Here is a 23882-nt window from a genome sequence, read left to right on the forward strand (position 1 = left end):
TTATTTGTCTGGAGAGATGCCTGAATTGTTTTTTGAGGAAGATAATAAGGCCGGCAATCGCTTTGCGAGGAAATACAGCAAGGATGCACAACATAGTAGGATAAGCCCCCAACGCAGGTATTTCGCTGTTGTAATCGATACACCAAGGCCTGTACCCAGGGCTATATATCCTGCCAGGCATACAGGACATTTGGGTATGAGCGCAAGTACCACACCTGGAGTGGCCCATCTGATAAATTGAAAGAAACGCCGGAATAGCCGCCGGCGTTCTTTCTTTTCCTTATTACAATGACATGTAGAAGTCATGGACATACATTTTAATGGCAACAGCTGCTTTTGCCCGTGTTTGCAGGCTGTGGTGCATATTTATCGTGATGGCGTATCCAATCCATAGGATGAGGCCCGTCCTGACGCTCATTCCTACCTAATGGTGCGATATCCAGATAATTGTATGTATTGACCATTATTTCTGTGCCTCTTGCATAAGCGGAGTAGGTATGATAAATCTGGCCATTTTCATCTTTATAAAAAGAACTCATACCTGGTAATTCAGGCGCAGCACCTTCTCCCTTTACATAATTGTAGTAGGTGTTGCCGGCTGCTATTTGCTCAGGTGTAAACGATACATTGAAATCGTAGTTGAAGTCACTGGTAAAAGAAGATACCCATTTGAACTTCCAGCCCATACGCTGCTGGAATTGCCTGATTTTCTCATAAGGCGCTCTTGAAACCACTACCAGCGACACGTCATGGTTGTTGAGATGTGGCAGCGTACCATCAATGCTATCTGCATTAAACGAACATCCCGGACAACCTTCTTCCCAATCAGGGCCAAACATAAAATGAACGATGATTAACTGACTGCGTCCGTCAAATAAGTCGGAGAGGTTTTCTTTTCCATCAGGACCTTCAAAGGTGTATGACTTATCGAGTTTCACCCATGGCATTGCTTCCCTGTCAGCGGCGATCTGATCGCGGTGGCGAGTGAGTTCCTTTTCTTTCACTAGCAGCGCTTTGCGGGCCAGTTCCCATTCTGCAGCTGATACTACTTTGTTTTTCGTTTGCATAGTAAATGGATTTTCCTTTTTCCAAAGATCCAATTGCTATCAAACTTTTATAGTGTGCGATAACGTCAAAGAAAGGGGTGATTGCGACAAAATGCCCACTTGGGGGTGTTTGCGACAAGTGGCCATATCCCGTTGCTGGGACATGGCTATTTATATATTGCAGCAATAAGTGGCTTAAAAATTATCGACCAGCTTGAGCATAAAGCTATGCGCAGAGATAAAGAAACCATGGTTCATATATAATCGATGTGCTGGCGCCAGATTGTGCCCAGAAGTCAATCTTACACTATTTAAACCCTGTTGCTCGGCAAGTGTGCGTATATGGTTCAATAAATCAGAAGCATAACCTTTTTTCTGATGCCGGGGCAAACAGGAAAGATCATCGATGTATATATGTTTTCCTCCCAGCAGTTTATTCAAACGTCTGAATCCTGCAATAGCAGCTACTTCATCTGGTTTATCATCTGCACAAACATATATCAGCATATAACCATCTTCTTGCTGCATTTCTTTAATCTGTGGCAGTATAGACACCTCTTTCAAGTGAGGGCGCAATGCTGTTATCGCCTCTGTACAGGCTAATATTGCCTCGTCTGTATCTGCATAGTAAATGGTACGTGCCATCTGATATCTTTTAGAGAATTGGTTGATATTGCAGTGTAATCGCCAGGCGATTCCAGCTGTTGATCATAATAATATTAAGCAGTATCTGGGCCGTGCCTTCGATACCAAAAAATTTAACTACTTCGTTGTAGGTGGTGTCAGATACGCCATGATTGCTAATTTGCGTTACCTCTTCTGTCATGGCAAGCAATGCGCGCTCTTCAGAAGTATACAGCGAGGTTTCTTTCCATGCATTCAGTAAGTAAATCCGCTCCTCTGTCTCTCCATATTTACGGGCATCTTTAGTATGCATCGCCAAACAAAAAGCACACTGATTTATTTGGGAAGCCCGGATTTTGATCAGCTCTTTTTGAATGGGTGTAAGAATAGTAGTCGCATTGAATACTTCCAGTGTACGTAACGCTTTATACCCCTCTGGCAATACTTCCATTAAATTAAATCTGGATTCCATGGTCTTTATTTTTTGTCGTTAGATGTAGACAAAAGTATAATTCATCTGGACTATCTTTGTAGTCCACCTGTTAATTGTTAAATAGTCCAGATGCTCCCGTTTAAAACATTAATTATTGTAGATAAAGATGCGCAACAAGCAGTATACCTGCAGATAGCCAACCGCATTATAAGTCTTATCCAGGAAGGGATTCTGCAGCCCGGCACCTACCTGCCAGGTAGCAGGATCCTGGCCGATCTTTTACAGTTGCATCGAAAAACGGTAGTGGCAGCATATGATGAGCTCGTGAGTCAGGACTGGATCATGGCTATCCCGAGGAAAGGGATGATGGTAGCCACAAATCTACCCGAAATAAAACCCCGCAGCTTTCAACAACCACAGGAGGCCTATCAAGAAGAACCTGGCTTCAGCTATAACAATATCTCCACACAATTTCAAGTCAAAACAAAACCCGGTCCCAAACGCCTGATCATCAACGATGGCTTCCCGGATATCCGGCTGGCGCCCATGGACGAATGGATAAAAGAATGCAGGTCTATTATCCGACAACCCTATAACCGCAGGATATTGGTTACCTCACCCGCATTCGGAAACCTGCATCTCCGCAATGAAATGGTGAACTATCTCGCAGGTACGCGCGGACTCAATATCAAAGCAGATAATGTAATGGTGACCAGAGGGGCGCAAATGAGCATCTACCTGGCCGCAGCCATGATAATTAAGCAAGGTGATAATGTGATTGTTGGTAATCCAAATTATTTTTTCGCCAACCTAACCTTTCAGCAATTAGGCGCAAACCTACTACAGGTACCGGTAGACGAAAATGGCCTCGATATCGGTGCGGTAGAAAAACTCTGTGCCACAAAGAAAATACGCATGCTGTATATCATCTCTCATCATCATCACCCAACAACGGTAACACTGAGTGCTGAACGAAGAATGAAGCTGCTGGAGATTATCCGTAAATATAACCTGGCAGTCATTGAAGATGATTATGACTACGACTTCCATTATTCGTCTTCGCCAATTCTGCCACTGGCTAGCGCCGACCATGGCGGCAACGTAATTTATGTGGGCTCCTTTACCAAATCACTAGGCCTTTCTATACGCATAGGTTTCATGATCGCGCCATCAAAGTTCATTGATAAAACCGCCGCCTTACGTCGTCTGATGGACCTTGGTGGTGATAACCTCATAGAAGAAGCATTGGCAAATATGTTATCGAATGGAACGATCAACCGTCATATTAAAAAGGCTAATAAATCCTACTGGGAGCGCCGCGACCTGGCAGGGGAGCTGCTGGAAAAAAAACTGGACAAATATGCACAGTTCAAACTTCCATTAGGAGGAATGGCTATCTGGCTGCAATTCAATAAAAAATACCCACTAACAAAAGTTGCTGTAAAGGCTCAGGAATACGGTCTTTACATGGCTAACGGAGAGCGCTATTCGTATATGAGTACTCCAATCAATGCCATGCGTTTTGGCTTCGCTTCTCTGAATGAAAAGGAACTCCATACGGCAACGGATATACTGGCTAAAGTATTAAAAGATAGACTATGATTGCTTTACTTTCAGTCGCCAGGTTTCTCTTGTAGTACTGCGCTGCTTCAGCTTTTCCAGCTGTTCGGGTTGGAGTGTTTTTAATAAATAGGGCAGGGTACTGAGTTTGGAATTATCCCTTACGGCCACCTTGTCTATTTCAAAACCTTGTGCAGCAAAGAATGTTTTTGCAGCGTCAAAAGAATCGAATTTCTTTTCTTCTATCTGGTGTTTATCAAAAAACTCCATCAGGGCATCCGAGCGAATGATTTTTTTTCTGAAATCCTGATCTTCTTTTATATAGATGTCTGCCGTGATCCAGTACCCACCGCGTTTTTCAAGGATAGTGCGGATGATCTGGCAGAGTTGTTTTTTCTCTTCCAGGTCGAGGTACATCAATAATCCTTCGTTGACAATGGCCAAAGGCCCTGCAGGAAATTTATTAACGGTTGCCTCAAAGGAAGCAGCATCCAAAGCATTCAATGGAAGTATTTCCAGGCTGCTGTTTTCCGCAACTGGCGTGGCTTGTAATGCCTTTACAAAACCTTGTTTGGTAGCAATAAGGTCGGGGAGGTCCGTGTCAATGTAATGATATCCTGGCTGATTAGCAGTGGCGAGGCCCCGGAATGAGAAGCCGGAAGAGAGTTCCAGTATATTGTGGATGCCGGTATCTTCCAGTAATTGGTTGATACTCCAATATCGGTCTTCAAAATGTAATACCCTTGCCCAGAAGAAAGGTTCCTTGGCGTCAAAGTCGGGTGTATAAGGTTCCGGTGCATGCATCAGCGTGGCGGCTTTCAATGCAAAAGGAATGTTGGTAAGACTCTTGAGAAAAAGTAAACCTTTGGCAGAGGGACTGATGCTATTAAAATCTCTTGAGGTTGTCATAGAATAAGCTATTAAATCGCGGGAAAATTATTGAAAAATGTGGTAATAAAAAGCCATTCGTCTGTAAAAGAAGAATGGCTTCGCAGATGGATATCATCTTTTTAGTTTCCGTCATTAGTTAATTGACTGAAGAATACGGCGCCATCGGATACCGTCACTATCATAACTCATCCAGGTGATCCAGGCTTTCCCTACTACGTGGTCTTCAGGAACAAAGCCCCAGTAGCGCGAATCGAGGGAGTTATGCCTATTGTCGCCCATCATCCAGTAATAATTCATTTTGAAAGTATAACTATCTGTTGGCTGGTTGTTGATGAAGATCTTTCCATCTTTAACCTGCAACTCATTTCCTTCATATATCCTGATCACACGGTCGTATAACTCAATATTGGTGGTATTCAGCTTTACTGTTTGGCCTTTTGCCGGTATTACTATCGGCCCGAAATTATCCTGATTCCAGTGGTAGCTGGCGGTGTCATGTGGGAATATTTCCGGGTTAGGGTCTGTATCCGTTTTTAGCGTAATACTTTTAATAACCGACCAGCTACGCATGGTAGCAACATCTGCCGCAGTGAGATTGCAGATGTATTGTCCTGGTAGTTCGCTTGCAATCGGTTCATCGATGATGCCCATTTCTTTTAAGCGCAGACTGTTGAGCGATTCGCCATTGGTTTGCACCAGGTAAGGCATTTCACTTTCAGGGGCGGAGAAGGGCGTCAGCTGGTTGATATGTACCTGGCCATTGATGATCTGGAGGGTGTCTCCGGCGATGGCCACACACCGTTTAATGATATTTTCGCGTTTGTCAAGCGGGCGTGGGATGATATGGAACTGGTTCCATACTTCTTCGCGGCCTTCACGGCGTACCAGCTCATAGTAGTTCATGTTTTCCTCTACTTCCAGGGCTACGGTGTCGCCGGAAGGAAGGTTAAAAACTACGATATCATTGCGTTGGATATCAGAAAAGCCTGGAAGACGGTGATAGCCCCATTTTACAGCAGTACTGTAGGATGGAGTATAGCGGGTAAAAGGCATTTTATTATGTACCAGCGGGATCGCCAGTGGCGTTACCGGCATTCTGGGGCCATAGCTTATCTTGCTGACAAAAAGGTAGTCATTTACCAGGAGTGTGCGTTCCATGGAGCCAGAAGGGATACAATAGGCCTCAAAAATAAAGAGACGGATCAATGTAGCGGCTACAATGGCGAAAACAGCGGCATTCAACCATTCACGTATTGCTGACTTCTTCTGGGGACTGGCGGATTTCTTTCTGCCAAATATTTTCATAGTACCGGATTTAGTCCTCCTAATTTCGGTTATTTCCACTGGAATAAAAAGGATATTGTACTGGCGGTTACAGCGCAGTGTATAAGGTGTTAAAATTATGTAGGTTAAGAAAAATGAAAGGATGTTTTATTTAGGAAGGAATTTCTTATATTCGTAAACACCCGGTAACCTCGCACGTCGCATCTTCACCCCGACGGGTAGTATAAAAACCGGTTTTTAATTATGTCTAAGTCACAGGAAACCTTCGGCAAAAAAGAATTTGAAAAAAAGAAACAGGAAAAGCGGCAGGCCAAAGAAGAGCGTAAAGGCGAAAGACAGGCCAAAAGTAATAAAGGAAAGAGTTTAGAAGATATGATGGCCTATCTTGATGAAAATGGTAACATTACCAGCACGCCACCTGATCCCTCTAAAAGAAGAGAAATTAATGCAGAAGATATACAGATAGGTGTAGCACGCCAACAGGAGGAAGTACCCGAAATTGAACGTACCGGTGTTATTACCTTCTTTAATGAATCAAAAGGATTTGGATTTATCAAGGATGCGAAGAGTCAAGAAAGTATTTTTGTTCATGTAAATCAATCACAGGATCCGTTACGCGAAAATGCAAAAGTCTCTTTTGAAATTGGTTCCGGCCCTAAAGGCCCTATTGCCATCAAAGTAAAATTACTGAGATAACAGCAGCCAGCCATTTCTTTATTGCTAAGCATGCCATACTGTATTTTGTATTTACATCTGGCCGTACCGGCTGGAGAATATTATTGCTAGTTCTGTCGGCCATACAGGCCGGCCCTTCCTCCCGCATTACCTGTTGATTTGATGTTCGTACCTGTTTAAATTCTGCCACGGAAAAGGAGAGGTTAAACCTATTCCATGGTTACAACGCCCACGTATGAAAAATATGCTCATCAACGAGCCGCATCAATTGACGGCCGGATTGTCTTTTGAATCGGAACTACAAGAGAATGGCGTGGACTATCGCGCATTATTGGAAGCCTTTCCCGCAGCCGCTTATATCTGCGATACAGATGGATTTATCCGCGTATGGAACAGACATGCCGTACATCTGTTCGGAAGAGTACCGTTTCCAGACCTCGACAAATGGTGCGTTTGCCGCCGCGCATTTTCTACCAGCGGTAAGCCCCTGGATGATTCCGCCTTTCCAATAGCGCATACACTGCTGCACCAACAGCCATGCATAGGCAAAGCCATCATCCTCGAAAAAAATGATGGCAGTAAACGCATGGTACAAATGAATACCAGTCTCCTTTACAATAAAGAACATCAACCCTTTGCCGCTCTATGCGTAGTAGGGCAACCTGGTGTCATGCAACCCAGTAACAACGGATCTGCTGGCGCCATCATCAACAGCACCAGCGAAGTAATTATCACCGTGAATAATGATTTGCTGATCACTTCCTGGAATAAGGCCGCTGAACAGCTTTTCGGTTATATTCCAGCAGAAATCACCGGCAAACATATCAGCGGGGTATTTCAGCAAGCAGATGTTTTTCCGATTGCCGCCAACGAGGACTCAACTGCTACAAGGCAACATAAACGTATGAATGTTCATTGCCAAACAAAAGACCTGCGTACTGTAGAAATGGATGTGAGCATGTCGCCGATTATTGTGGCAGATGAACTACAGGGATATGTGCTGGTAGCAAGGAATGCAGCTGTTACCGCAAAATTGCAACTGATGGCAAGGGAAGGAGAAGAACGCATTCGGCAGGCCGTAGCCGCTACCAATCTTGGACTCTGTGAACTGGATGTACTGACCAGCTATCTTAAATTATCGGCTATCAGCCGTAAAATATATGGCTTACCTGCCGCCATGCCTGTAAACATGCATGTCTTTTATAGCCGCATCCATCCCGCAGATGTAAACCAGGTCCGGGACCAAATGAATTTGGCCATCAAAGGCATCAACGAGGGCTGCTTGAAAGCAGAATTCCGCATCATCCGCTATGATGACGACAGCCTTCGCTGGATCAGCCTTCGTGCTAAAGTGCACTGTAATGAACTGGGACAACCGGAAAGACTGGTAGGCACTATTTCCGATATAACGGAAACGCATACACTCATGGAAGAACTGGAACAGGCAGCCTCTCGCAAAACGATAGATCTCCAGCGTTCCATGACACAACTAGAGCGCTCCAACAAAGAATTGCAGGATTTTGCCGATATGACCAGCCACGATTTGCAGGTGCCACTAAAAAATATGCTGCTATATGCAGATATTGCCAGAACCCATACCACCGCTGGCAGCGCCGCTTTACCATGGCTCAATAAAATCGTACATACCGTTTCCCGTATGAGTACTTTGGTAGATGACGTACTGGAATATTGTAGTCTGACGCGAGAAACAACACCACCAGCCACTGTAGACCTGGCCCTGATCTTACAGGAGGTACTGGACGATTATCAACCACTGATCAACGCCAGAGAAGCCATCATTGAACGTGATGTTCTGCCTTGTATAAAAGGCGTAAGGGTACAGTTGTACCGGCTCTTTCACAACATAATAGGCAATGCCTTGAAGTTTGCAGGCCAGCCGCCACTAGTACGCGTGCATTGCAACGCATTGTCACGCACCGAACAGCAACTGCTCCCTGAACTACAACCAGAACATAAATACCTGCGCATCCGCATCAATGATAATGGTCCTGGTATCGATAAGCACCTCAGCGAAAGAATATTCGACATCTTCTATAATGGTAGTCATGCAGGATACAGCGCCGGAACTGGCATAGGACTGGCCATCTGCCGTAAAGTAGTGCAAGCCCATGGAGGCCTGATCACCGCATGCACCGGCCCCGAAGGCGGTATGCAGATTGATGTCTATCTGCCAGCCACCTGATTATTTCCTGCAAAAAAATATTAATGCTGCAAAAACTACTGTATCTTTCCAATCTATACTTTTCGTTATTATGATTATTGATACATTAGAGAATGCAGCACGTTACGATAGCCTTGGCGCTAAGTTTGTAAAGGCTTTCGAATACCTCCAGCAAACGGATTTTAATGCCGTTGCCAAAGGCAAATATGAAATTGACGGTGATAATATCTTCGCCATCGTCAATGAATACGATAGCATCGAAGAAGCAGGTGAGCAGATGGAATCACATCGTAAATACATCGATGTACAATATGTTGCTGCAGGAGAAGAACGTATAGGCCATGATTTTCTGGGAGATAAAACCCCGTCACGCGCCTACAGCGAAACAGAGGATTATATGTTATTTGCAGAGAAACCTGCGTTCTATACCATCCTTAAACAAGGTCAGTTTGCCATCTTTTTTCCTACTGATCTGCATATGCCAAACCTTCGTGTAAACGGTCCTGTACCCGTTAAAAAAGTAGTTATAAAAATCAGTGTACAATAATGAGTGTAATTTTCAGGGATATTGTGCCAGCAGATAACCCGGTAATGGCGGCAATTATCCGACGTTCCATAGAGGAATTTGATGTGCCCACAGAAGGTACAGCCCACACCGATCCCACAACAGATAACCTTTACCAGTTATTCCAGACGCCAGGCTCCAGGTATGCCATCGCTGAAGATGCAGGCGTAATATTAGGTGGCTGTGGTATATTCCCAACCAACGGCCTACCTGCAGGTTGCGCCGAACTGGTTCGTTTTTTTCTGTCTCCTGCGGCCAGAGGAAAGGGACTTGGTGTTAAATTGCTGGAGAAATCATATGAGTTTGCCAAGGAAGAAGGATATACCAGTCTTTACCTGGAATCATTTTCTGAGATGACTCGCGCTATTGCGCTCTATGAAAAAAATGGTTTCGATTATCTACCAGCGCCATTAGGTAATTCAGGTCACGATGCCTGCACCATTTGGATGCTGAAAACATTGTAACATGAACCTCATCGGTAATATAATCTGGCTAATCTTTGGAGGCTTCTTTTGTGCGATGGGTTATTTTATTGCAGGCCTATTATCCTGCTTTACCATCATCGGTATTCCTTTCGGTATCCAATTCTTTAAAATCGGATTGCTTACGCTGATGCCTTTTGGCGCTCAGGTAAGAGAAGGAAACGCACCTGTTGGTTGCCTCGCTACTATTTTCAATATCATCTGGATTTTCACAGGAGGCCTGTTGGTTGCCCTCGGGCATCTTGTCTTTGGCTTCCTGCTGGCTATTTCTATCATCGGCATACCTTTTGCTCGCCAGCATTTCAAGCTGATGACGCTGACATTTGCCCCTTTTGGTAAAGTAGTGTACTAACCCTTCTATATATACGAAGCACAGACTGCTATTGAAAAGGGCTGACCCGGAATATTTCCCGGTCAGCCCTTTCTTATGATGGATATAAAGCAATTATTGCAGGAATACCGGCATAGCAGGGAAGTACCATCCATTGTAAGTAACGGTTTTCTTCAGCTCACCAGTGCTGGCATCATAGAAGAGTACCCGGTTGATATTACCTGTAATAGAACCGTTGATGGTAAGTGCAATAATCTCATTGGTAGATTTATTATAACCAATAGCAGAACCATAGAAATACTGACCAGTAGGCAGGGTAATAAATGGTTGTGCAAGAGATGTAGGATCACCGATCATATAACGGTATACTTTGGTACCGCCAGAAAAACCAGCACCTGGACTAATAAAGATCACATTCTCTTTAGTGCTTGCAGAGATGCTTGCATGGCGCCATGCACCCCATGGAGAAGATACAGTAAAGCCAGATTTAAAGCCAGTTCTTTCCAGTGTAGCAGGGTTGATGGAAATCAGTGAATCGCTGGTGGCTGCCCATACCGTACCATCTTTAGAGATGGCAAAGCCCTGGTTAGCTTTTCCAAAACGTTTCGCAAATTTATAATCTGCGGTGTTGATGGCTACGATACCATCTGTTTGTGATAAAGCAAAAGCATATTTACCAGCAACGATCATATCACCTACATAACCACTGATGCTATCCACTTTTTTATCAATAGATAAAGTTGTCAGACTAACAGGATATACGCCATCGCCGGTACTGAGTAAGCCTCTGTACTGGTCGATGCCTACGAAGGCATGACCATCGTTTTTAGGCAGGGAAGCAGCACGGCCAGTCTCTTTCATGGTGCGTACATCTGTTGCTACCAATGGGCCACCAGCTTTTACTACGATATACATTTTGTTGTTGAAAACAGTCGCGAATTCCAATGAGTTGGAAGGTTTTCCTAAACTATCGGCAGGGTTCTCTTTCTTGTAAACGCTGGTCTGCAGAGAATCTCCAGCATAGGTGTAAAAATGAAGGTCTCCATTTTCATGACCAAACCAACCTTCATTGGCAATGAAGAAACCACCTTCGTATTTGGCAGGAGTGCTGCCAATGTTGTTGTCATCTTTATGACATGCTCCCAGAGAGATTGCTGTAGCAAGGAAAATAGCGCCGTATAGGCGTTTACGTAAGAGGCTGCCGGAATTGATATGACGCAGCTTTTGCATCAGTTGTACAGTTTTTTTCATTTCTTGATTTTTACGAAACATATAATGCCAAGGCAATCATGCAACTCGCGATATTGCAGTAATTGACAGGAATTCATGAGTTCAGGTAGCACCGTTAATCAGGTACTGGTCTTATATGTTCTTCTCCCGAAAACGCCAAGACGGATGCAAGCTGGCAGGTCTTCTGGCTCTCCTTTTTTCCGGCGGGCCTTCCCGTTTCTAAGTAGTAGAAACAGTGGCAGAAGTTGTCCGAAAAATGGTTTTCTTGTGAGATGAAAACCAGGATTACAGCTACGGGGATAGCTCCGGTATTGCACCGGATTCCCTTTTAATGTTACAGTCAGTGCGACTTTAACAACCAGTTGCGAGGCGCAAACCTACGTCAACTATTCATAAAAAACAAACTGCTGATTGTGATGTCTGCTTATCCAGGCAAATTTTGTTTTGAAAAATTTAAGGAAATAGAGGGTTACCTGAAAGGTGTTTCAGGTATAAAGGGGAAACGACCTAATCATGCGTTACTCCATACCACTGTGGGTTTTACCCGCCCTGACCCTTGCTGCCTGTTCGGCAGGACCATCCGCTCGTTATCATAGCGCTGATGCTACAGCAGAAAGTAAAGTGAACGCAAATGCTATTACGGAAGCTGCTGATTCTGTGGCTTTCGAAAATGATATCGCGTCGTTGAACTCCGCTTCCCGTAAGCGTATTCGTAGCGCTGATATTCAATGCCGCGTCAATAGTGTATTCGATGCCGTTAATACCATTGAGCATGTAACCCACGCTGTAAATGGCGTAATCGTTAACAGTAATCAATACACGCAATCCAGGAATGAAAAGTATTTACCGTATACAACTGATTCACTCCGGCAAGTAAAAATTTATACGACCGCGGCAGATATACAATTGAAAGTTCCTGTGTCCAGCCTGGATTCTGTGGTACGTGTGATCACCGGTATGGCTACGTATATCGATCACCGTACCTTAAAGGATGAAGATAAAACACTGAACTATCTGTCTAATGCCCTTCGTAATAATAGCACGCCATCAACTGTTGTCGCTGATAAGAAAACTTCTTCTGCCGATGCAGCCAGTTATAATGACGCTAAGAAAAATGAGAAGATTGATCGCCAGCTCAGCAATCTGGCTATCATCGATGATGTCAACAATGCCTCGATTACCGTTGCCCTCGTACAACCAGATAAGGCAGATGTGCAGATGGTCGTAAACCCGGATGCCATCAACAAAGCAGGATTTGGTACAGAACTAAAAATGGCAATGATTGATGGGGCAGACTTACTAAGAAATATCATTATTTTCCTGATCAGCATCTGGCCATTTGTGATCCTTGGTGTATTAGGTTACCTGACCTTCAAAAAGCTAAAGAAGGCCTGATAACCGCTACTGTAAAAGGTTGGAAATCTCTCAATTATTTATTTAAATTGTGATCTTCATAACCTTTTGCATGAATACATCAACCAAAACACGACTATTGTCGCTGGACGTATTCCGGGGCATCACTGTAGCAGCCATGATAATGGTTAATAACCCGGGAAATTGGAGCTTTGTATACGCTCCACTGGAACACAGTAAATGGAACGGCTGTACGCCAACAGACCTGATATTTCCTTTCTTTCTCTTTATAGTAGGGGTTTCCGTACCCTATGCCATGGGCACAAAGAAAGAAGATCCTGCCAATCATACATCACTTATCCTGCATGCCCTGCGCCGTGGATTGATCTTGATCCTGATAGGCATGGCCTTGCGGATGATGTCCAACTGGCACTTTGATACACTGCGCTTTCCTGGCGTATTACAGCGTATTGGTCTGGTGTTCGCCATCATTGCAGTATTGTTTATTAAAGGCAGCAGAAAGGCCATCATCTGGACTTTCGGTGGATTATTACTACTGTATTTTGTATTGATGACCTTCGTGCCAGTACCAGGAGTAGGGTATCCTAACCTGGAACCAGAAAACAACCTGGGCGCCTGGTTAGATAGATTAATATTTACCACAAATCATCTCTGGGCACAAAGCAAAACCTGGGACCCGGAAGGATTGCTGAGTACTATGCCTGCTGTAAGCACAGGCTTATTCGGAATATTGGTAGGAACCTGGCTGCGTAGAAAGGATAGGGAAGATGCAGTGAAAGTAAGCTGGATGTTTGTTTATGGATTCATTTCCGTAATACTGGCGCTGATATGGGACCAGTTTTTCCCTATCAACAAATCACTCTGGACAAGCTCCTTTGTGCTCTATACAGGCGGCTTAGCCACTATGGCCCTCGCCACCAGTTACTGGCTCATAGACGTTCAGCAACGTACCAGGTACCTGGAACCATTCGTCGCCTTCGGACGAAATGCCATCACCGCGTATGTACTCTCCGCGTTAGTGCCAAAATTATTAAGCTCCATTCCAGTCGGAAGTGGAAAGTCTTTACAGGCCTGGCTAAACAATGATGTATTCGGGAATATTTTTTCTCCATACAATGCATCACTGGCCTCCGCCTTGTTCCTCGTATTCCTTATCTGGATACCAATTCAGATAATGTATAAGCGGAACATAATTGTTAAAATATAATATGACCGAACAACAAAAGAAAACGAAAAGTAAATTTCTAAGTTATATTCTCCGGCATGATCCAGCTTCCATTGGTTTGGAGCTGGACAGCCAGGGATGGGCAGATGTAAATGTGTTATTGCAAAAAGCAGGAAAGAAGATAACCTTTGATGAGATGCAGGAAATTGTAGCCACCTGCGAAAAACAACGCTTCTCTCTGGATACCACGAACAACAGGATCAGGGCCAATCAAGGCCACAGTATTAGCGTTGAACTAGGCCTGCAACCGCAGGAACCGCCTGAATTCCTTTACCATGGCACCGCCTCCCGCACTATTCAGCTGATAAAAACGGATGGGCTAAAAAAGATGAGCAGGCATCATGTGCATTTAAGTCTTGATAAGGAAATGGCGACCAAAGTAGGGGCCAGACATGGTTTTCCTGCTATACTGACAATAAGGAGCGGGCAAATGCACAGAGATGGATACCTGTTTTATTGCTCTGATAACAACGTTTGGCTGACAGATGCTGTACCGGTTAAGTACATTGAGTGGGCTTAATTATTGATGAGAGATCATGTAGTTTGGAAAGAATTGCGGATATTCGTAATTGTTGAAAAACCATACAGGATTAGCCCATTTCAAAATTAATAAAACACCTGAGTTATGTCAATTACATCCGAGAATGAATTAAACGGAATGAAGCGGATCAGTGAGATTGTTGCCAAAACACTGAAAGAGATGCGGGACTATACTAAGCCAGGTATGACTGCACAACAGATAGATGATTTCGGCGGGCAACTGCTCAATAAACAAGGCGCTAAGTCGGCTCCTAAACTGACTTACGGCTTTCCAGGCTGGACCTGCATCAGCGTTAATCATGAAGTAGCACATGGTATTCCCAGTGCCAATAAAATCATTCAGGAAGGAGATCTGGTAAATATAGATGTTTCCGCAGAGTATAACGGTTTCTGGGCAGATAATGGCGGAAGCTTTGTTGTTGGAAAAGATATCCATGGCTATCAGCCATTGGTAGAGGCTTCCCGCAACATCCTCTATAAAGCCATCCATGCTATTCATGGAGGTGTAAAGATTTGCGATATCGGTAGACTGATAGAAACAGAAGCCCGTAAATCTGGTTACCGTGTTATACGTAACCTCGCCGGACATGGTGTAGGCAGAAGTTTACACGAATCTCCGGAAGATATTCTCAATTGCTACGATCGTGCAAATAAGAGTAAGTTTAAACGTTTTTCGGTGGTAGCTATTGAAACTTTTATTTCCACTTCTTCCGATTATGCTAACCAGGAAAGCGACGGCTGGACACTGGTTGGAAACAAAGGCGGTCATGTGGCACAACATGAACATACTATCATTGTAACAGATAAGGCGCCTATCATTCTGACATCCGCCAACGAAATCTGGAATTAATTGTAATTTGCGCCCATTATGTCTTTATATACTACAAAGGGCGCAATTATTATTACCTGTAATAAACGCCTAACACCTTACCTGGAACAGGAAGTTCGTGAACTGGGCTTTGAGCCGGAAGAAACTTTCGTTACCGGGGTTCGCATTCAGGGCACCATTAACGACTGTATACGGCTCAATTTAAATCTGCGCTGTGGTAGTCAGGTGCTTTATAGTCTCAAACAATTTGAGGCCAGAGATGCCGACGAAATCTACAATGAGCTGAAAACATACCCTTGGGAAAAGATCCTGAAGCCAGATGGCTATTTCTCCATCACCAGTAACGTACTCAACGAAACGATTAATAACAGCATGTTTGCGAACCTGCGTGTGAAAGATGCGATCGTGGACCGTATGCGCGAGAAAACCGGCAAACGCCCATCTACAGGGGCAGAGCTGACAGGCGCTGTGGTGAACCTCTTCTGGAAAAATGAACGTGCTGAAATATTTATCGATACTTCCGGCGATTCACTGGCTCGCCATGGTTACCGTAAAATCCCTGGCCGTGCCCCTATGCTGGAAGCCTTGGCAGCAGCCACTATCTTGGCTAGCCGATGGGATAGGAAAGCACCATTCATTAATCCAATGTGTGGTTCCGGAACGCTGGCCATTGAAGCAGCGTTGATAGCAACTAACTGCCGCCCAGGCCTTTTCCGTGATAATTATGGCTTCATGCACCTGATAGGCTATGATGATACCATTTATCAGGAAGAACGTGGCAAACTGGAGAAACAAATCCGTGAAGTACCCGGACTCCGTATCATTGCTACCGACCTGAGTGAACAGGCCATCAACAATGCACGTAAAAATGCCCGTGCTGCCGGCGTTGCAGATATGATAGAATTCCGGGTATGCGATTTCGCTGCTACTAACGTACCAGCAGGCGCCAACGGCGTGTTATTCATGAACCCTGAATATGGATTGCGCCTCGGTGAAATTGAAGCATTGGAAGAAACTTATGGCCGTATCGGCGATTTCATGAAACAGAAATGCGGTGGCTATTTCGGATATATCTTTACCGGAAACCTTGACCTGGCAAAGAAAATTGGACTCAAAGCCAAACGCAGGATAGAGTTTTATAATGCTACGATCGATTGCCGACTACTGGAGTATGAACTCTATGCCGGTACCAGAGATCCACGCAAACAAGCAGCTGAATCCAACGCATAGCCCTTCAATGGGAATATAAAAAAGAGAGGTCTCTACGTAGTAGGGACCTCTCTTTTTTATACCTTCTAATAAATTTCTAATTGAATACTATCTGTTTTCTAATGTATATCTCTAATGAGCTATACTACATTTGCAATGTAAAAAATAAACAACATGGACCCAGATCCTGCAACAACATTTAATCATCTCCTGTAACCCGCTACTCGCTGGTGGCGCCGGTTGCAGGGCAAAACCAGTACTATGTTCAAATTTAATTTCTTCCGTAAAGGAAAAACTTTACTCGCACACGAAGATTTCGCACCTGAAACAAAACCATTTATTGCTGTAGGCAACGAAGATGGATTTACCTTTCACAATACCAGGCTGTATTTTTTCAGACCTGTAAGGTTACAACGTAAATCAAGAAATCAGATGATCAGCTGAATGGCAAGTTACAAGGCAGCACTCACATTAATAGGGCGGGAGAAGCTTTCTTCCAGTGAGATGATGGTTTCTGTCCGCTCTATTCCTTTGATATGCTGAAGGTCGTCCTGGAGAATTTTACGAAGCTCAGCACTGTCTTTACAAATGATTTCTGCAAACATGCTGTAGGCGCCGGTAGTGTAGTTAAGTCTCACAATCTGAGGGACTTTCAGGAGTTGTTTGGCAACATTCTCATACAGGGAACTTTTTTCCAGATATATACCAATAAATGCCAGCACATCATAACCAATGGCACGCAAGTTTACCTGTAAGCGGGTACCCTTAATAACGCCCATTTCATGAAGCTTCTTGATACGTACATGGATCGTGCCACCGGAAACAAACAATTTCTTGCCTAATTCAGCATAGGAGATGCTGGCATCATTAGACATTTCAGATATAATTTGTAGGTCTAATTTGTCAATATTTAACTGATGGCTCATTTTTATACTACGATTTAGATTTTATCTAAAAATAACTAATTATTTGCAAAAATATCAAAATTATATCTTATCAACAAAGAGAAATCAAGTAGATAGGAAAAAGTAAATATGTGTAACGGAGACGCTTATACGAGACAATTACATAAACATTTTACATACGACAGTGTTGTTAAAGTAGCAATCATCTGTGATTGTCAAATCTTTTAACTAAATCTACAACTATGTCTTCCCGTTATAATACCGTCTATTCCAGCGCCCAGCTTCTTCTTTCCCTGGTTTTCGTGCTGCTGATGAGTGGTTGTGGCACCACCGTACACATGACAGGCACCTGGAAAGGGAATGATGCTGCGCCAACAGGTTATCACAAGGTGCTGATAGCTAGTCTGTCATCGAACCTCGGCGCCCGGCAAACAATAGAGACTGACCTTGCCAGCGCATTGGCTAAAAAGGGTATCGTTACTGGTAAGAGCCTGGACCTTTTCCCGCCTAATTTCGATCCTAAGAATGAGGCGTCCAAGCAGGAAATGGCAGATAAGATCCGCTCAGAAGGCTACACAGCGGTACTTACTACTTCTCTTGTCAATAAGGAGTCAGAAACACGATATGTACCCGGCACCATGATGTATGCACCATATCCTGCTTATGGCTGGTATGGTAGCTTCTGGGGTTACTACGGTTACATGTATGGCGCCACGTATTCGCCAGGATATTATACCACAGATAAAATATATTTCCTGGAGAGCAATTTATATGACCTCACAAAAAACGGCCAGCTGGTATGGTCTGGACAGTCAGAAACCTATAACCCCAGTAACCTGGCATCATTTGGAACTGCGTTTGCTAAAACAGTTTCAGACGCATTGCAAAATGCAGGCATGCTGCAACGATGATCTTCATTTCATTCATCCAAATATACAGGCGCTGTTGGGCTGAAAGCCTACAGCGCTTTTTTATTTCTTTTCCTTTTCTTTGCAAAAAAAGCGAATATGGAATCAGCACAACCAAACCCGGAACTACTGAAGCAACTGGTTACTATGAAGATGCCGTTTGGAAAATATGAAAATACGGTACTGTGCGACCTTCCGGTGAGCTACTTGGAATGGTTCCAGCGCAAAGGCTTCCCTGCCGGCAAATTGGGCATGTTGCTGGAAACATTGCTGGTCATAAAAATGAATGGATTAGGCTATCTGCTGGAGCCCCTGAAACAAAAATAGGGTAGCGGACTAAAACCAGGAAGTGGGTTTATCTTCTTCATTTTCAGGTATAGTAGCAGTAGCAGAAGGCGTATGCTCCACAGAAACAGGTATAGCCGTTACAGTTATTGGAGTCTCCGTTTGCTGTATCGCCTGTACGTTCTTGCGGATAGCTCCTTCTACTACCGCTCCTTCTTCAATTTCTAATATCATTGCATTCACATCTCCCTTGACAAATGCCTTGGTAGTGACATATGCCTTGTTGCTGATATAAACGTCGCCATAAACTTTTCCATAAATAACCAGATCGCTTGCATATACATGCCCACGGATACTGGCATTTTCACTGATAATTAATTTCCCGGTAGTTTTTACATCACCACGGATATGTCCATCGATACGGCCAGAAATAGTAGCATCTATACTGCCATTAACAGATACGGACTTAGGAATCCTGAATGCGCCAGGAGAGATCAGGTTGCGGAATAAATGACTGACGTTAATCACACAAACAATTTACAGGTTTATCGGAATCGTAGCCGATGCTGCTGCCGGTGCCTCTGTAGACGCCGATGTTGCAGCCGGCTTAATATGGTCATCTTCGAAGTAGGAGATAACGGAACTTGCGTTTCCGAGATCCAGCCCTACACAACGATTAGGTTTATTATCGGATATTCTTAACGAGTTGTAAAGATAACCAACACTAATGAGTTTTTCAGGTTCTGGTGCAACTTCTACTGGAATAAAATCACGGAATTCTTCTGTAAAGGCATCTGTGAGCTCTTTATAATGCGCGCCACCACCCATCAGGTAGATTTTTTCACAAGTCTCGAAATCCAGGTCAGTAAAGTATTGGCGCATCAGTGGAGAAACCACTTCCTTGTAATATTGGGTCAGTACCCCCTTACGCATATCGCGCAGGTCTATTCGCTTACGATTAGTGAAGATCGAACCTTTCATGAAGGCATCATCCACCTGGTGTTCGTTTTTCATTTCCAGGTAATGCTTCTGGTTCAGCTCACGCGTCAGGTTATTTATCGCATATTTAATACCATGAGAACTGAAGCAGGTACGGTGAATAAGTCCGTCGCCGGTAGCCATACCACCTTCGATGGTACCAAAACCAAAGCTGATAGCGATGAAATTATCTAACTGTGGCTCGTTGATCGTTTTCTTTAAACCAATTATGCCACCCACGATCTCAGGAATAATCTCATATTTTTCAATATCAAACATGCCTTTCTTGAAAGAACCTTTGTTGTTGAAAGTCTGGGTATCATAATCCACCAGGAAATGCCTTTTGCTCAGGAATTGTTCTGCGGCAGATTTATAGATATTGTAGGTAGAGAATGGAAAGCCCATGGTCACCGCCATAGGCTGCTGTACTTTATCAACGGTATTCAGCAAAGCTGCTTTGAACAGTATCTCGTAGTCTTCCTCCTGTGGAGAAGCATTGGTAACCCTCCCCGGATTAATGCCCCCTCTCTTGGCCATGTTGCCGACCAGATACCATGTATCATCTTTCTTGATTTTTAATCCGTTCAGTAAATCTTTACTGGAGTTTTCGGTGTTCCCAAAGGCTGTCTCAAATACGCTGGGGAAGCTGGTAGTAGATACTTTCATAGTGTTGTGATAATAACTGCGATAAAATATGTACCTGGATATTAACGATACATGGCTTTCATCGGACGTTGTGAATAGGTTATGAAATTATGAATAAATAGGACAAGTGGGGATGCCATTCAATGAATTTAGGCTAAATTTAATACAGGGTATTTGAATTTCAAAATAACCCGATTATTCCTCCGAAGAATAATAAATCTTTGTAGGATTTCGTTTGTTCCATAGCGTCCTTTCCCTTTCCCATGCTCACTTTATATTGATAAAGCATGAAGTATTGGCTACTAATAATGCTGTTTGCTACAACAGCCTGCAATAACTCCCGCAAGATCTATTCGGCGCCCGCCATGGGAGCTGAATCTAAATTTGATGATGGCCTGCGTCCTGAAAGGCATCCTCAATATCTCTTCGATAAAAAGACCATGAAAGACATGAAGAAAGAAGGCCTTTCCAACGACTATGCCCGCAAACGTAACACTGCCCCCACTGCCCCCATAAAAAGAGCAAGCACGGGAGAGGTGTTGCCCGCTGACAGCTCGCATATGAACCCTTCAGATACGTTGAAACTTCCGGTAGACAGCACCCGGAATACTCCTGATACGGCACATAGTAATCCAGGTGGACAATAAGGCCCATATTTCCTACATTTGATGTCCATTACCGCGCATGCCGTAATTTTAATTATATGAAGATACAGGCAATATTATCATTCCTGCTGGCAGCTACCATCCAGCAGGCAGTGGCGCAGCAACCGCTGTACATGCCACTGAACATTAAACAGGCTTATGAGAAAGGTACCAGGAATGAATCCGGTGCTCCCGGAGCCAAATACTGGCAAAATCATGCAGACTACAATATCCAGGTTTCGTTTGCACCCGAAACTAACCGGGTAGCTGGCGCCGAAACAATTATTTACACAAATAACAGCCAGGATACATTAAGGGAAATCAACTTTAAACTATTTCCCAACCTTTACCAGAAAGGGAATATTCATGGGATGCCCATCTCTCCAGATGATCTGAGCGATGGCGTCGTAATCAAAAACTTCAGGGCCAACGGTACAGAAATATTACTGACCAAATCCTTAGGTACCAATATGCCGGTACAGGTGCCAGCGCTGGCCCCAGGTAAGCAACTGAAGCTGGAACTGGACTTTTCCTATATCCTCAATGAAAATACGCATATACGTACCGGCTCCATTGATACCGGCGCTTACTTTATCGCGTATTTCTTTCCTCGTATAGCCGTTTATGATGACATCAATGGTTGGGATAGAATTCCCTATACAGGCATTACTGAATTCTATAACGATTTCTGTGATTTCCACGTAGCCATCACCGCACCTGGCGATTACGCTGCCTGGGCTACCGGCGATCTGGTTAATGGACATGAAGTTTACCAGCCTAAAATTTTACAGAAAATAGCACAAGCAGAAAAGAATGATAAAATCATGTTTGTGATAGATAGTGTTGATGTCAAAGAGCATAAAATTACCAAAAGTCCTAGTAGCAACACCTGGCGTTTCGAAGCAAAAAACGTAATGGATTTCGCCTTCGCATTGAGCAACCACTATCTGTGGCAGGCCTCCAGCGTAGAAGTAGATGCCCGCACCAAACGCCGTACACGTGTAGATGCAGTATTCAATCCGGAACATGCAGACTATTTTGAGGTGGCCGGCTTTGCACGCGCTACAGTAAAGCATATGAGCTATACTTTTCCACGCTGGCCTTATCCCTATAGCCACGAAACAGTGTTCGATGGCCTCGACCAGATGGAGTATCCCATGATGGTCAATGATAACCCGCTAAACAACAAGGCGGCGGCAATTGAACTGACAGATCATGAAATTTTTCATACCATGTTCCCGTTCTATATGGGTGTAAACGAAACCATGTATGCCTGGATGGACGAAGGATGGGCAACCATTGGCGAATGGGTGATTTCACCAATGATAGACAGCACCATCGTGGACGATTATGGTATGCAGCCTTACAATACTATCGCTGGCAAATACCAGGACCTGCCCATCATGACGCCTTCTAATCAACTTTCAGATGCTTATATGACTAATTCCTATCCTAAGCCTGGATTGGGTTATCTCTATATAAAAGACTTGCTGGGCGATAGCCTTTTCCTGAAAGCCTTACATCATTATATCACATTGTGGAATGGAAAACACCCGCAGCCTTACGATTTCTTTAATGCGATGAATGCCGGCGCCGGCCGCAACCTGAACTGGTTCTGGCAAAGCTGGTTCTTTGATAACGGATATCCTGATCAGGCTATAGCAGCCGTGAAGCAGGACAATGAACAATGCGAAGTTATTGTGGAAGCTAAAGGCACCAAACCTGTTCCAGTAGATGTTACCGTTACCTTTGATGATGGTAGCTCCAGGAAATTTCATAGAACGGTGGCTTGCTGGGAGAGTGGCGCCAAGCAGGTAGCTGTAGCTTTTACTTCCTCCCGCAAAATAAAACAGGTAATATTGGGAGATACCTGGGATGCAGATATCAATAGAGCAGATAATATTTATAAGGCAGCTAACTGATAAATCCATCGAAATAATCAGTTGCTTATCTTACAAAAAAATGGAGACCAGGTTCCTGGTCTCCATTTTTTTATCTCGCATAATATTTTCCCTATAGCTCATCATAATACAAACTATACAATATCTGGTTACTACCACCTACGATACCAAGGCCGCCAACAAGATTGTTTCTTAACTGTATCGCCTGGATAAGACTGTTCAATCCCGGATTCCGCTTCACTTTCTCATACGTCATCAGAAAATCATAGTATTGATTTGAAACAGATTTAACGTAAACGAGTACACGACCTTTAGGTGCATTGGCTTCTTGTGGGCTCGAACTCAAAGCGGTAGCGTTGATATAAAAATTGGTGTTGATAGGTTTGTAGGTCTGGTTAAAAAGAATAGAATTATAATTTTCATTCAAACCACCAATCTGGTTGTTATCCGCATTTTCATCCTGCGTATACACTGGGATGCGGAGGTAATCGTCCAGGAAGGTGGTATCTTTTGTGATCACAACGCCAGGCTGGTTTTTCACGGATTCATATAAGTCTTCGTTCTCGGCTTTGTTATAACGTACACCATTATACGTAAAGTAAATATCTATCTGTGCAGATTGTTTCAGCGCTTCCATCACAATATACTGATGCACGCCTGGTTGTGGGGCAATGGTGAAATTAAACCTCAGCACCGGACGGCCATTCAGTATAGTTCTTAAAGTGTCATGTAATACAACGCTTGGCGCTGGTGGGATCAGGGCGGAAGCAATGGCTTCTTTCATCCCTGGCACGGACACGATTACACGATAATTAATGCCAGCACTGAGTTTTGAAGTACCGCTGTACACACTCATCAGGTTGTTGCTATCCTTGCTATAGGTGAGGGTTTCAACCAAACTACCATCCTTGGTCATCAACTGCACATTGGCATTCTTTACCAGGTCGAAACCATTATCGACACCCGGACCTACTACTTTACTTTTACCAACCCTTACTACAGGCGACTGACCGGCAGTAAGTTCGCTGTAAACTACTATCCTGGGCGTACCTGAAGCGGAAGGCAGCGGCAGCTCCTGTTCACATGCAGTGAGCAACATCATAAATAACACAACAGGCAAAAACAGCAACTTCATA

Annotated in this window: 27 protein-coding genes and 1 riboswitch; of the genes, 16 read left to right on the forward strand and 11 right to left on the reverse strand. The window is 43.9% G+C overall.

Annotated elements, in window-relative coordinates; translation table 11 throughout:
* The 4 genes from ACE38W_RS21525 to ACE38W_RS21540 all read right to left on the reverse strand — a co-directional run bounded on the left by ACE38W_RS21525 (nucleotide 1) and on the right by ACE38W_RS21540 (nucleotide 2142).
* On the reverse strand, nucleotides 1-306 hold the full coding sequence (locus ACE38W_RS21525; RefSeq protein ID WP_375834537.1) for a hypothetical protein: 306 nt from the start codon (nucleotides 304-306) through the stop codon (nucleotides 1-3).
* A gap of 11 nt (nucleotides 307-317) precedes the next feature.
* Nucleotides 318-1067: a DUF899 domain-containing protein gene (locus ACE38W_RS21530; protein WP_375834540.1), complete on the reverse strand. Its 750-nt coding sequence runs from the start codon at nucleotides 1065-1067 to the stop codon at nucleotides 318-320.
* A 174-nt stretch (nucleotides 1068-1241) separates the two neighbouring features.
* A complete protein-coding gene (locus ACE38W_RS21535; protein ID WP_375834542.1) occupies nucleotides 1242-1691 on the reverse strand; it encodes a GNAT family N-acetyltransferase in 450 nt (149 codons plus the stop codon).
* A gap of 10 nt (nucleotides 1692-1701) precedes the next feature.
* Nucleotides 1702-2142 carry a carboxymuconolactone decarboxylase family protein gene (locus tag ACE38W_RS21540; RefSeq protein WP_375834544.1) on the reverse strand — a complete coding sequence of 147 codons (441 nt, stop codon included), beginning with the start codon at nucleotides 2140-2142 and terminating at the stop codon, nucleotides 1702-1704.
* Nucleotides 2143-2232: 90 nt separating this feature from the next.
* Between ACE38W_RS21540 and ACE38W_RS21545 the strand changes: the two genes are divergently transcribed.
* Nucleotides 2233-3705, forward strand: coding sequence for a PLP-dependent aminotransferase family protein (locus ACE38W_RS21545; protein ID WP_375834547.1), 1473 nt, complete (start codon nucleotides 2233-2235; stop codon nucleotides 3703-3705).
* On the opposite strand, the gene ACE38W_RS21550 is transcribed toward ACE38W_RS21545, so the two are convergent.
* Nucleotides 3700-4572: a class I SAM-dependent methyltransferase gene (locus tag ACE38W_RS21550; RefSeq protein ID WP_375834550.1), complete on the reverse strand. Its 873-nt coding sequence runs from the start codon at nucleotides 4570-4572 to the stop codon at nucleotides 3700-3702. The two genes, ACE38W_RS21545 and ACE38W_RS21550, sit on opposite strands and share 6 nt — an antisense overlap.
* Before the next feature lie 114 nt (nucleotides 4573-4686).
* On the reverse strand, nucleotides 4687-5859 hold the full coding sequence (gene lepB / locus ACE38W_RS21555) for a signal peptidase I (RefSeq protein WP_375834552.1): 1173 nt from the start codon (nucleotides 5857-5859) through the stop codon (nucleotides 4687-4689).
* Nucleotides 5860-6081: 222 nt separating this feature from the next.
* Here lepB and ACE38W_RS21560 point away from each other — a divergent pair, with 222 nt between their 5' ends.
* The 5 genes from ACE38W_RS21560 (at nucleotide 6082) to ACE38W_RS21580 (ending at nucleotide 10094) form a co-directional block, all read left to right on the forward strand.
* Complete coding sequence (locus ACE38W_RS21560) at nucleotides 6082-6534, forward strand: cold-shock protein (RefSeq protein WP_375834554.1); 453 nt, start codon at nucleotides 6082-6084, stop codon at nucleotides 6532-6534.
* A gap of 214 nt (nucleotides 6535-6748) precedes the next feature.
* Nucleotides 6749-8716, forward strand: a complete 1968-nt coding sequence (locus tag ACE38W_RS21565) for a PAS domain S-box protein (protein WP_375834557.1) — start codon at nucleotides 6749-6751, stop codon at nucleotides 8714-8716.
* 70 nt (nucleotides 8717-8786) lie between these two features.
* Entirely contained in the window at nucleotides 8787-9242 is a 456-nt protein-coding gene (locus ACE38W_RS21570) for a YhcH/YjgK/YiaL family protein (RefSeq protein ID WP_375834560.1), read from the forward strand.
* Complete coding sequence (locus ACE38W_RS21575) at nucleotides 9242-9724, forward strand: GNAT family N-acetyltransferase (RefSeq protein ID WP_375834563.1); 483 nt, start codon at nucleotides 9242-9244, stop codon at nucleotides 9722-9724. Before ACE38W_RS21570 ends, ACE38W_RS21575 begins: the two co-directional genes overlap by 1 nt.
* 1 nt (nucleotide 9725) lies before the next feature.
* Nucleotides 9726-10094 (forward strand): YccF domain-containing protein, encoded by a 369-nt coding sequence (locus ACE38W_RS21580; RefSeq protein ID WP_375834566.1) that lies wholly within the window; start codon nucleotides 9726-9728, stop codon nucleotides 10092-10094.
* A gap of 93 nt (nucleotides 10095-10187) precedes the next feature.
* Here ACE38W_RS21580 and ACE38W_RS21585 read toward each other — a convergent pair whose 3' ends face one another.
* Complete coding sequence (locus ACE38W_RS21585; RefSeq protein ID WP_375834569.1) at nucleotides 10188-11324, reverse strand: DUF5074 domain-containing protein; 1137 nt, start codon at nucleotides 11322-11324, stop codon at nucleotides 10188-10190.
* A gap of 135 nt (nucleotides 11325-11459) precedes the next feature.
* A riboswitch (cobalamin riboswitch) is annotated at nucleotides 11460-11681 on the reverse strand.
* A 135-nt stretch (nucleotides 11682-11816) separates the two neighbouring features.
* On the opposite strand from ACE38W_RS21585, the gene ACE38W_RS21590 reads away from it, so the two are divergent.
* The 6 genes from ACE38W_RS21590 to ACE38W_RS21615 all read left to right on the forward strand — a co-directional run bounded on the left by ACE38W_RS21590 (nucleotide 11817) and on the right by ACE38W_RS21615 (nucleotide 16924).
* Nucleotides 11817-12698, forward strand: a complete 882-nt coding sequence (locus tag ACE38W_RS21590) for a hypothetical protein (protein ID WP_375834572.1) — start codon at nucleotides 11817-11819, stop codon at nucleotides 12696-12698.
* Between the two features lie 70 nt (nucleotides 12699-12768).
* Complete coding sequence (locus ACE38W_RS21595) at nucleotides 12769-13884, forward strand: acyltransferase family protein (protein ID WP_375834575.1); 1116 nt, start codon at nucleotides 12769-12771, stop codon at nucleotides 13882-13884.
* 1 nt (nucleotide 13885) lies between these two features.
* Nucleotides 13886-14422, forward strand: coding sequence for an RNA 2'-phosphotransferase (locus ACE38W_RS21600; protein WP_375834577.1), 537 nt, complete (start codon nucleotides 13886-13888; stop codon nucleotides 14420-14422).
* A gap of 105 nt (nucleotides 14423-14527) precedes the next feature.
* Nucleotides 14528-15292 carry a type I methionyl aminopeptidase gene (gene map, locus ACE38W_RS21605; protein ID WP_375834580.1) on the forward strand — a complete coding sequence of 255 codons (765 nt, stop codon included), beginning with the start codon at nucleotides 14528-14530 and terminating at the stop codon, nucleotides 15290-15292.
* A gap of 18 nt (nucleotides 15293-15310) precedes the next feature.
* Complete coding sequence (locus ACE38W_RS21610; protein ID WP_375834582.1) at nucleotides 15311-16501, forward strand: class I SAM-dependent RNA methyltransferase; 1191 nt, start codon at nucleotides 15311-15313, stop codon at nucleotides 16499-16501.
* Between the two features lie 240 nt (nucleotides 16502-16741).
* The gene (locus ACE38W_RS21615; protein ID WP_375834584.1) at nucleotides 16742-16924 is read left to right on the forward strand and encodes a hypothetical protein; all 183 of its coding nucleotides are present in this window, start codon (nucleotides 16742-16744) and stop codon (nucleotides 16922-16924) included.
* A gap of 8 nt (nucleotides 16925-16932) precedes the next feature.
* Here ACE38W_RS21615 and ACE38W_RS21620 read toward each other — a convergent pair whose 3' ends face one another.
* The gene (locus ACE38W_RS21620; RefSeq protein WP_375834586.1) at nucleotides 16933-17406 is read right to left on the reverse strand and encodes an Lrp/AsnC ligand binding domain-containing protein; all 474 of its coding nucleotides are present in this window, start codon (nucleotides 17404-17406) and stop codon (nucleotides 16933-16935) included.
* A gap of 221 nt (nucleotides 17407-17627) precedes the next feature.
* Between ACE38W_RS21620 and ACE38W_RS21625 the strand changes: the two genes are divergently transcribed.
* Together ACE38W_RS21625 and ACE38W_RS21630 are read left to right on the forward strand one after the other, a co-directional pair.
* Nucleotides 17628-18296: a hypothetical protein gene (locus ACE38W_RS21625; RefSeq protein ID WP_375834589.1), complete on the forward strand. Its 669-nt coding sequence runs from the start codon at nucleotides 17628-17630 to the stop codon at nucleotides 18294-18296.
* Between the two features lie 96 nt (nucleotides 18297-18392).
* Entirely contained in the window at nucleotides 18393-18620 is a 228-nt protein-coding gene (locus tag ACE38W_RS21630) for a DUF3820 family protein (protein WP_375834592.1), read from the forward strand.
* A gap of 9 nt (nucleotides 18621-18629) precedes the next feature.
* On the opposite strand, the gene ACE38W_RS21635 is transcribed toward ACE38W_RS21630, so the two are convergent.
* Nucleotides 18630-19106 (reverse strand): polymer-forming cytoskeletal protein, encoded by a 477-nt coding sequence (locus ACE38W_RS21635; protein ID WP_375834595.1) that lies wholly within the window; start codon nucleotides 19104-19106, stop codon nucleotides 18630-18632.
* 9 nt (nucleotides 19107-19115) lie between these two features.
* Nucleotides 19116-20222 carry a hypothetical protein gene (locus ACE38W_RS21640; RefSeq protein ID WP_375834597.1) on the reverse strand — a complete coding sequence of 369 codons (1107 nt, stop codon included), beginning with the start codon at nucleotides 20220-20222 and terminating at the stop codon, nucleotides 19116-19118.
* Nucleotides 20223-20488: 266 nt separating this feature from the next.
* On the opposite strand from ACE38W_RS21640, the gene ACE38W_RS21645 reads away from it, so the two are divergent.
* The gene (locus ACE38W_RS21645; RefSeq protein ID WP_375834600.1) at nucleotides 20489-20848 is read left to right on the forward strand and encodes a hypothetical protein; all 360 of its coding nucleotides are present in this window, start codon (nucleotides 20489-20491) and stop codon (nucleotides 20846-20848) included.
* A gap of 56 nt (nucleotides 20849-20904) precedes the next feature.
* Entirely contained in the window at nucleotides 20905-22767 is a 1863-nt protein-coding gene (locus tag ACE38W_RS21650; protein WP_375834602.1) for a M1 family metallopeptidase, read from the forward strand.
* Between the two features lie 91 nt (nucleotides 22768-22858).
* Here the strand turns inward: ACE38W_RS21650 and ACE38W_RS21655 are convergent, their stop codons facing one another.
* Nucleotides 22859-23881, reverse strand: coding sequence for a DUF4249 family protein (locus tag ACE38W_RS21655; protein ID WP_375834605.1), 1023 nt, complete (start codon nucleotides 23879-23881; stop codon nucleotides 22859-22861).
* Nucleotide 23882 lies beyond the last annotated feature (1 nt).

Source organism: Chitinophaga sp. Hz27 (assembly GCF_042263525.1).
Taxonomy (GTDB): Bacteria; Bacteroidota; Bacteroidia; order Chitinophagales; family Chitinophagaceae; genus Chitinophaga.

Coding starts and splice junctions, on each gene's coding strand:
- ACE38W_RS21525 (WP_375834537.1), bottom strand. CDS start 306: ATGACTTCTACATGTCATTGTAATAAGGAAAAGAAAGAACGCCGGCGG.
- ACE38W_RS21530 (WP_375834540.1), bottom strand. CDS start 1,067: ATGCAAACGAAAAACAAAGTAGTATCAGCTGCAGAATGGGAACTGGCC.
- ACE38W_RS21535 (WP_375834542.1), bottom strand. CDS start 1,691: ATGGCACGTACCATTTACTATGCAGATACAGACGAGGCAATATTAGCC.
- ACE38W_RS21540 (WP_375834544.1), bottom strand. CDS start 2,142: ATGGAATCCAGATTTAATTTAATGGAAGTATTGCCAGAGGGGTATAAA.
- ACE38W_RS21545 (WP_375834547.1), top strand. CDS start 2,233: ATGCTCCCGTTTAAAACATTAATTATTGTAGATAAAGATGCGCAACAA.
- ACE38W_RS21550 (WP_375834550.1), bottom strand. CDS start 4,572: ATGACAACCTCAAGAGATTTTAATAGCATCAGTCCCTCTGCCAAAGGT.
- lepB (WP_375834552.1), bottom strand. CDS start 5,859: ATGAAAATATTTGGCAGAAAGAAATCCGCCAGTCCCCAGAAGAAGTCA.
- ACE38W_RS21560 (WP_375834554.1), top strand. CDS start 6,082: ATGTCTAAGTCACAGGAAACCTTCGGCAAAAAAGAATTTGAAAAAAAG.
- ACE38W_RS21565 (WP_375834557.1), top strand. CDS start 6,749: ATGAAAAATATGCTCATCAACGAGCCGCATCAATTGACGGCCGGATTG.
- ACE38W_RS21570 (WP_375834560.1), top strand. CDS start 8,787: ATGATTATTGATACATTAGAGAATGCAGCACGTTACGATAGCCTTGGC.
- ACE38W_RS21575 (WP_375834563.1), top strand. CDS start 9,242: ATGAGTGTAATTTTCAGGGATATTGTGCCAGCAGATAACCCGGTAATG.
- ACE38W_RS21580 (WP_375834566.1), top strand. CDS start 9,726: ATGAACCTCATCGGTAATATAATCTGGCTAATCTTTGGAGGCTTCTTT.
- ACE38W_RS21585 (WP_375834569.1), bottom strand. CDS start 11,324: ATGAAAAAAACTGTACAACTGATGCAAAAGCTGCGTCATATCAATTCC.
- ACE38W_RS21590 (WP_375834572.1), top strand. CDS start 11,817: ATGCGTTACTCCATACCACTGTGGGTTTTACCCGCCCTGACCCTTGCT.
- ACE38W_RS21595 (WP_375834575.1), top strand. CDS start 12,769: ATGAATACATCAACCAAAACACGACTATTGTCGCTGGACGTATTCCGG.
- ACE38W_RS21600 (WP_375834577.1), top strand. CDS start 13,886: ATGACCGAACAACAAAAGAAAACGAAAAGTAAATTTCTAAGTTATATT.
- map (WP_375834580.1), top strand. CDS start 14,528: ATGTCAATTACATCCGAGAATGAATTAAACGGAATGAAGCGGATCAGT.
- ACE38W_RS21610 (WP_375834582.1), top strand. CDS start 15,311: ATGTCTTTATATACTACAAAGGGCGCAATTATTATTACCTGTAATAAA.
- ACE38W_RS21615 (WP_375834584.1), top strand. CDS start 16,742: ATGTTCAAATTTAATTTCTTCCGTAAAGGAAAAACTTTACTCGCACAC.
- ACE38W_RS21620 (WP_375834586.1), bottom strand. CDS start 17,406: ATGAGCCATCAGTTAAATATTGACAAATTAGACCTACAAATTATATCT.
- ACE38W_RS21625 (WP_375834589.1), top strand. CDS start 17,628: ATGTCTTCCCGTTATAATACCGTCTATTCCAGCGCCCAGCTTCTTCTT.
- ACE38W_RS21630 (WP_375834592.1), top strand. CDS start 18,393: ATGGAATCAGCACAACCAAACCCGGAACTACTGAAGCAACTGGTTACT.
- ACE38W_RS21640 (WP_375834597.1), bottom strand. CDS start 20,222: ATGAAAGTATCTACTACCAGCTTCCCCAGCGTATTTGAGACAGCCTTT.
- ACE38W_RS21645 (WP_375834600.1), top strand. CDS start 20,489: ATGAAGTATTGGCTACTAATAATGCTGTTTGCTACAACAGCCTGCAAT.
- ACE38W_RS21650 (WP_375834602.1), top strand. CDS start 20,905: ATGAAGATACAGGCAATATTATCATTCCTGCTGGCAGCTACCATCCAG.
- ACE38W_RS21655 (WP_375834605.1), bottom strand. CDS start 23,881: ATGAAGTTGCTGTTTTTGCCTGTTGTGTTATTTATGATGTTGCTCACT.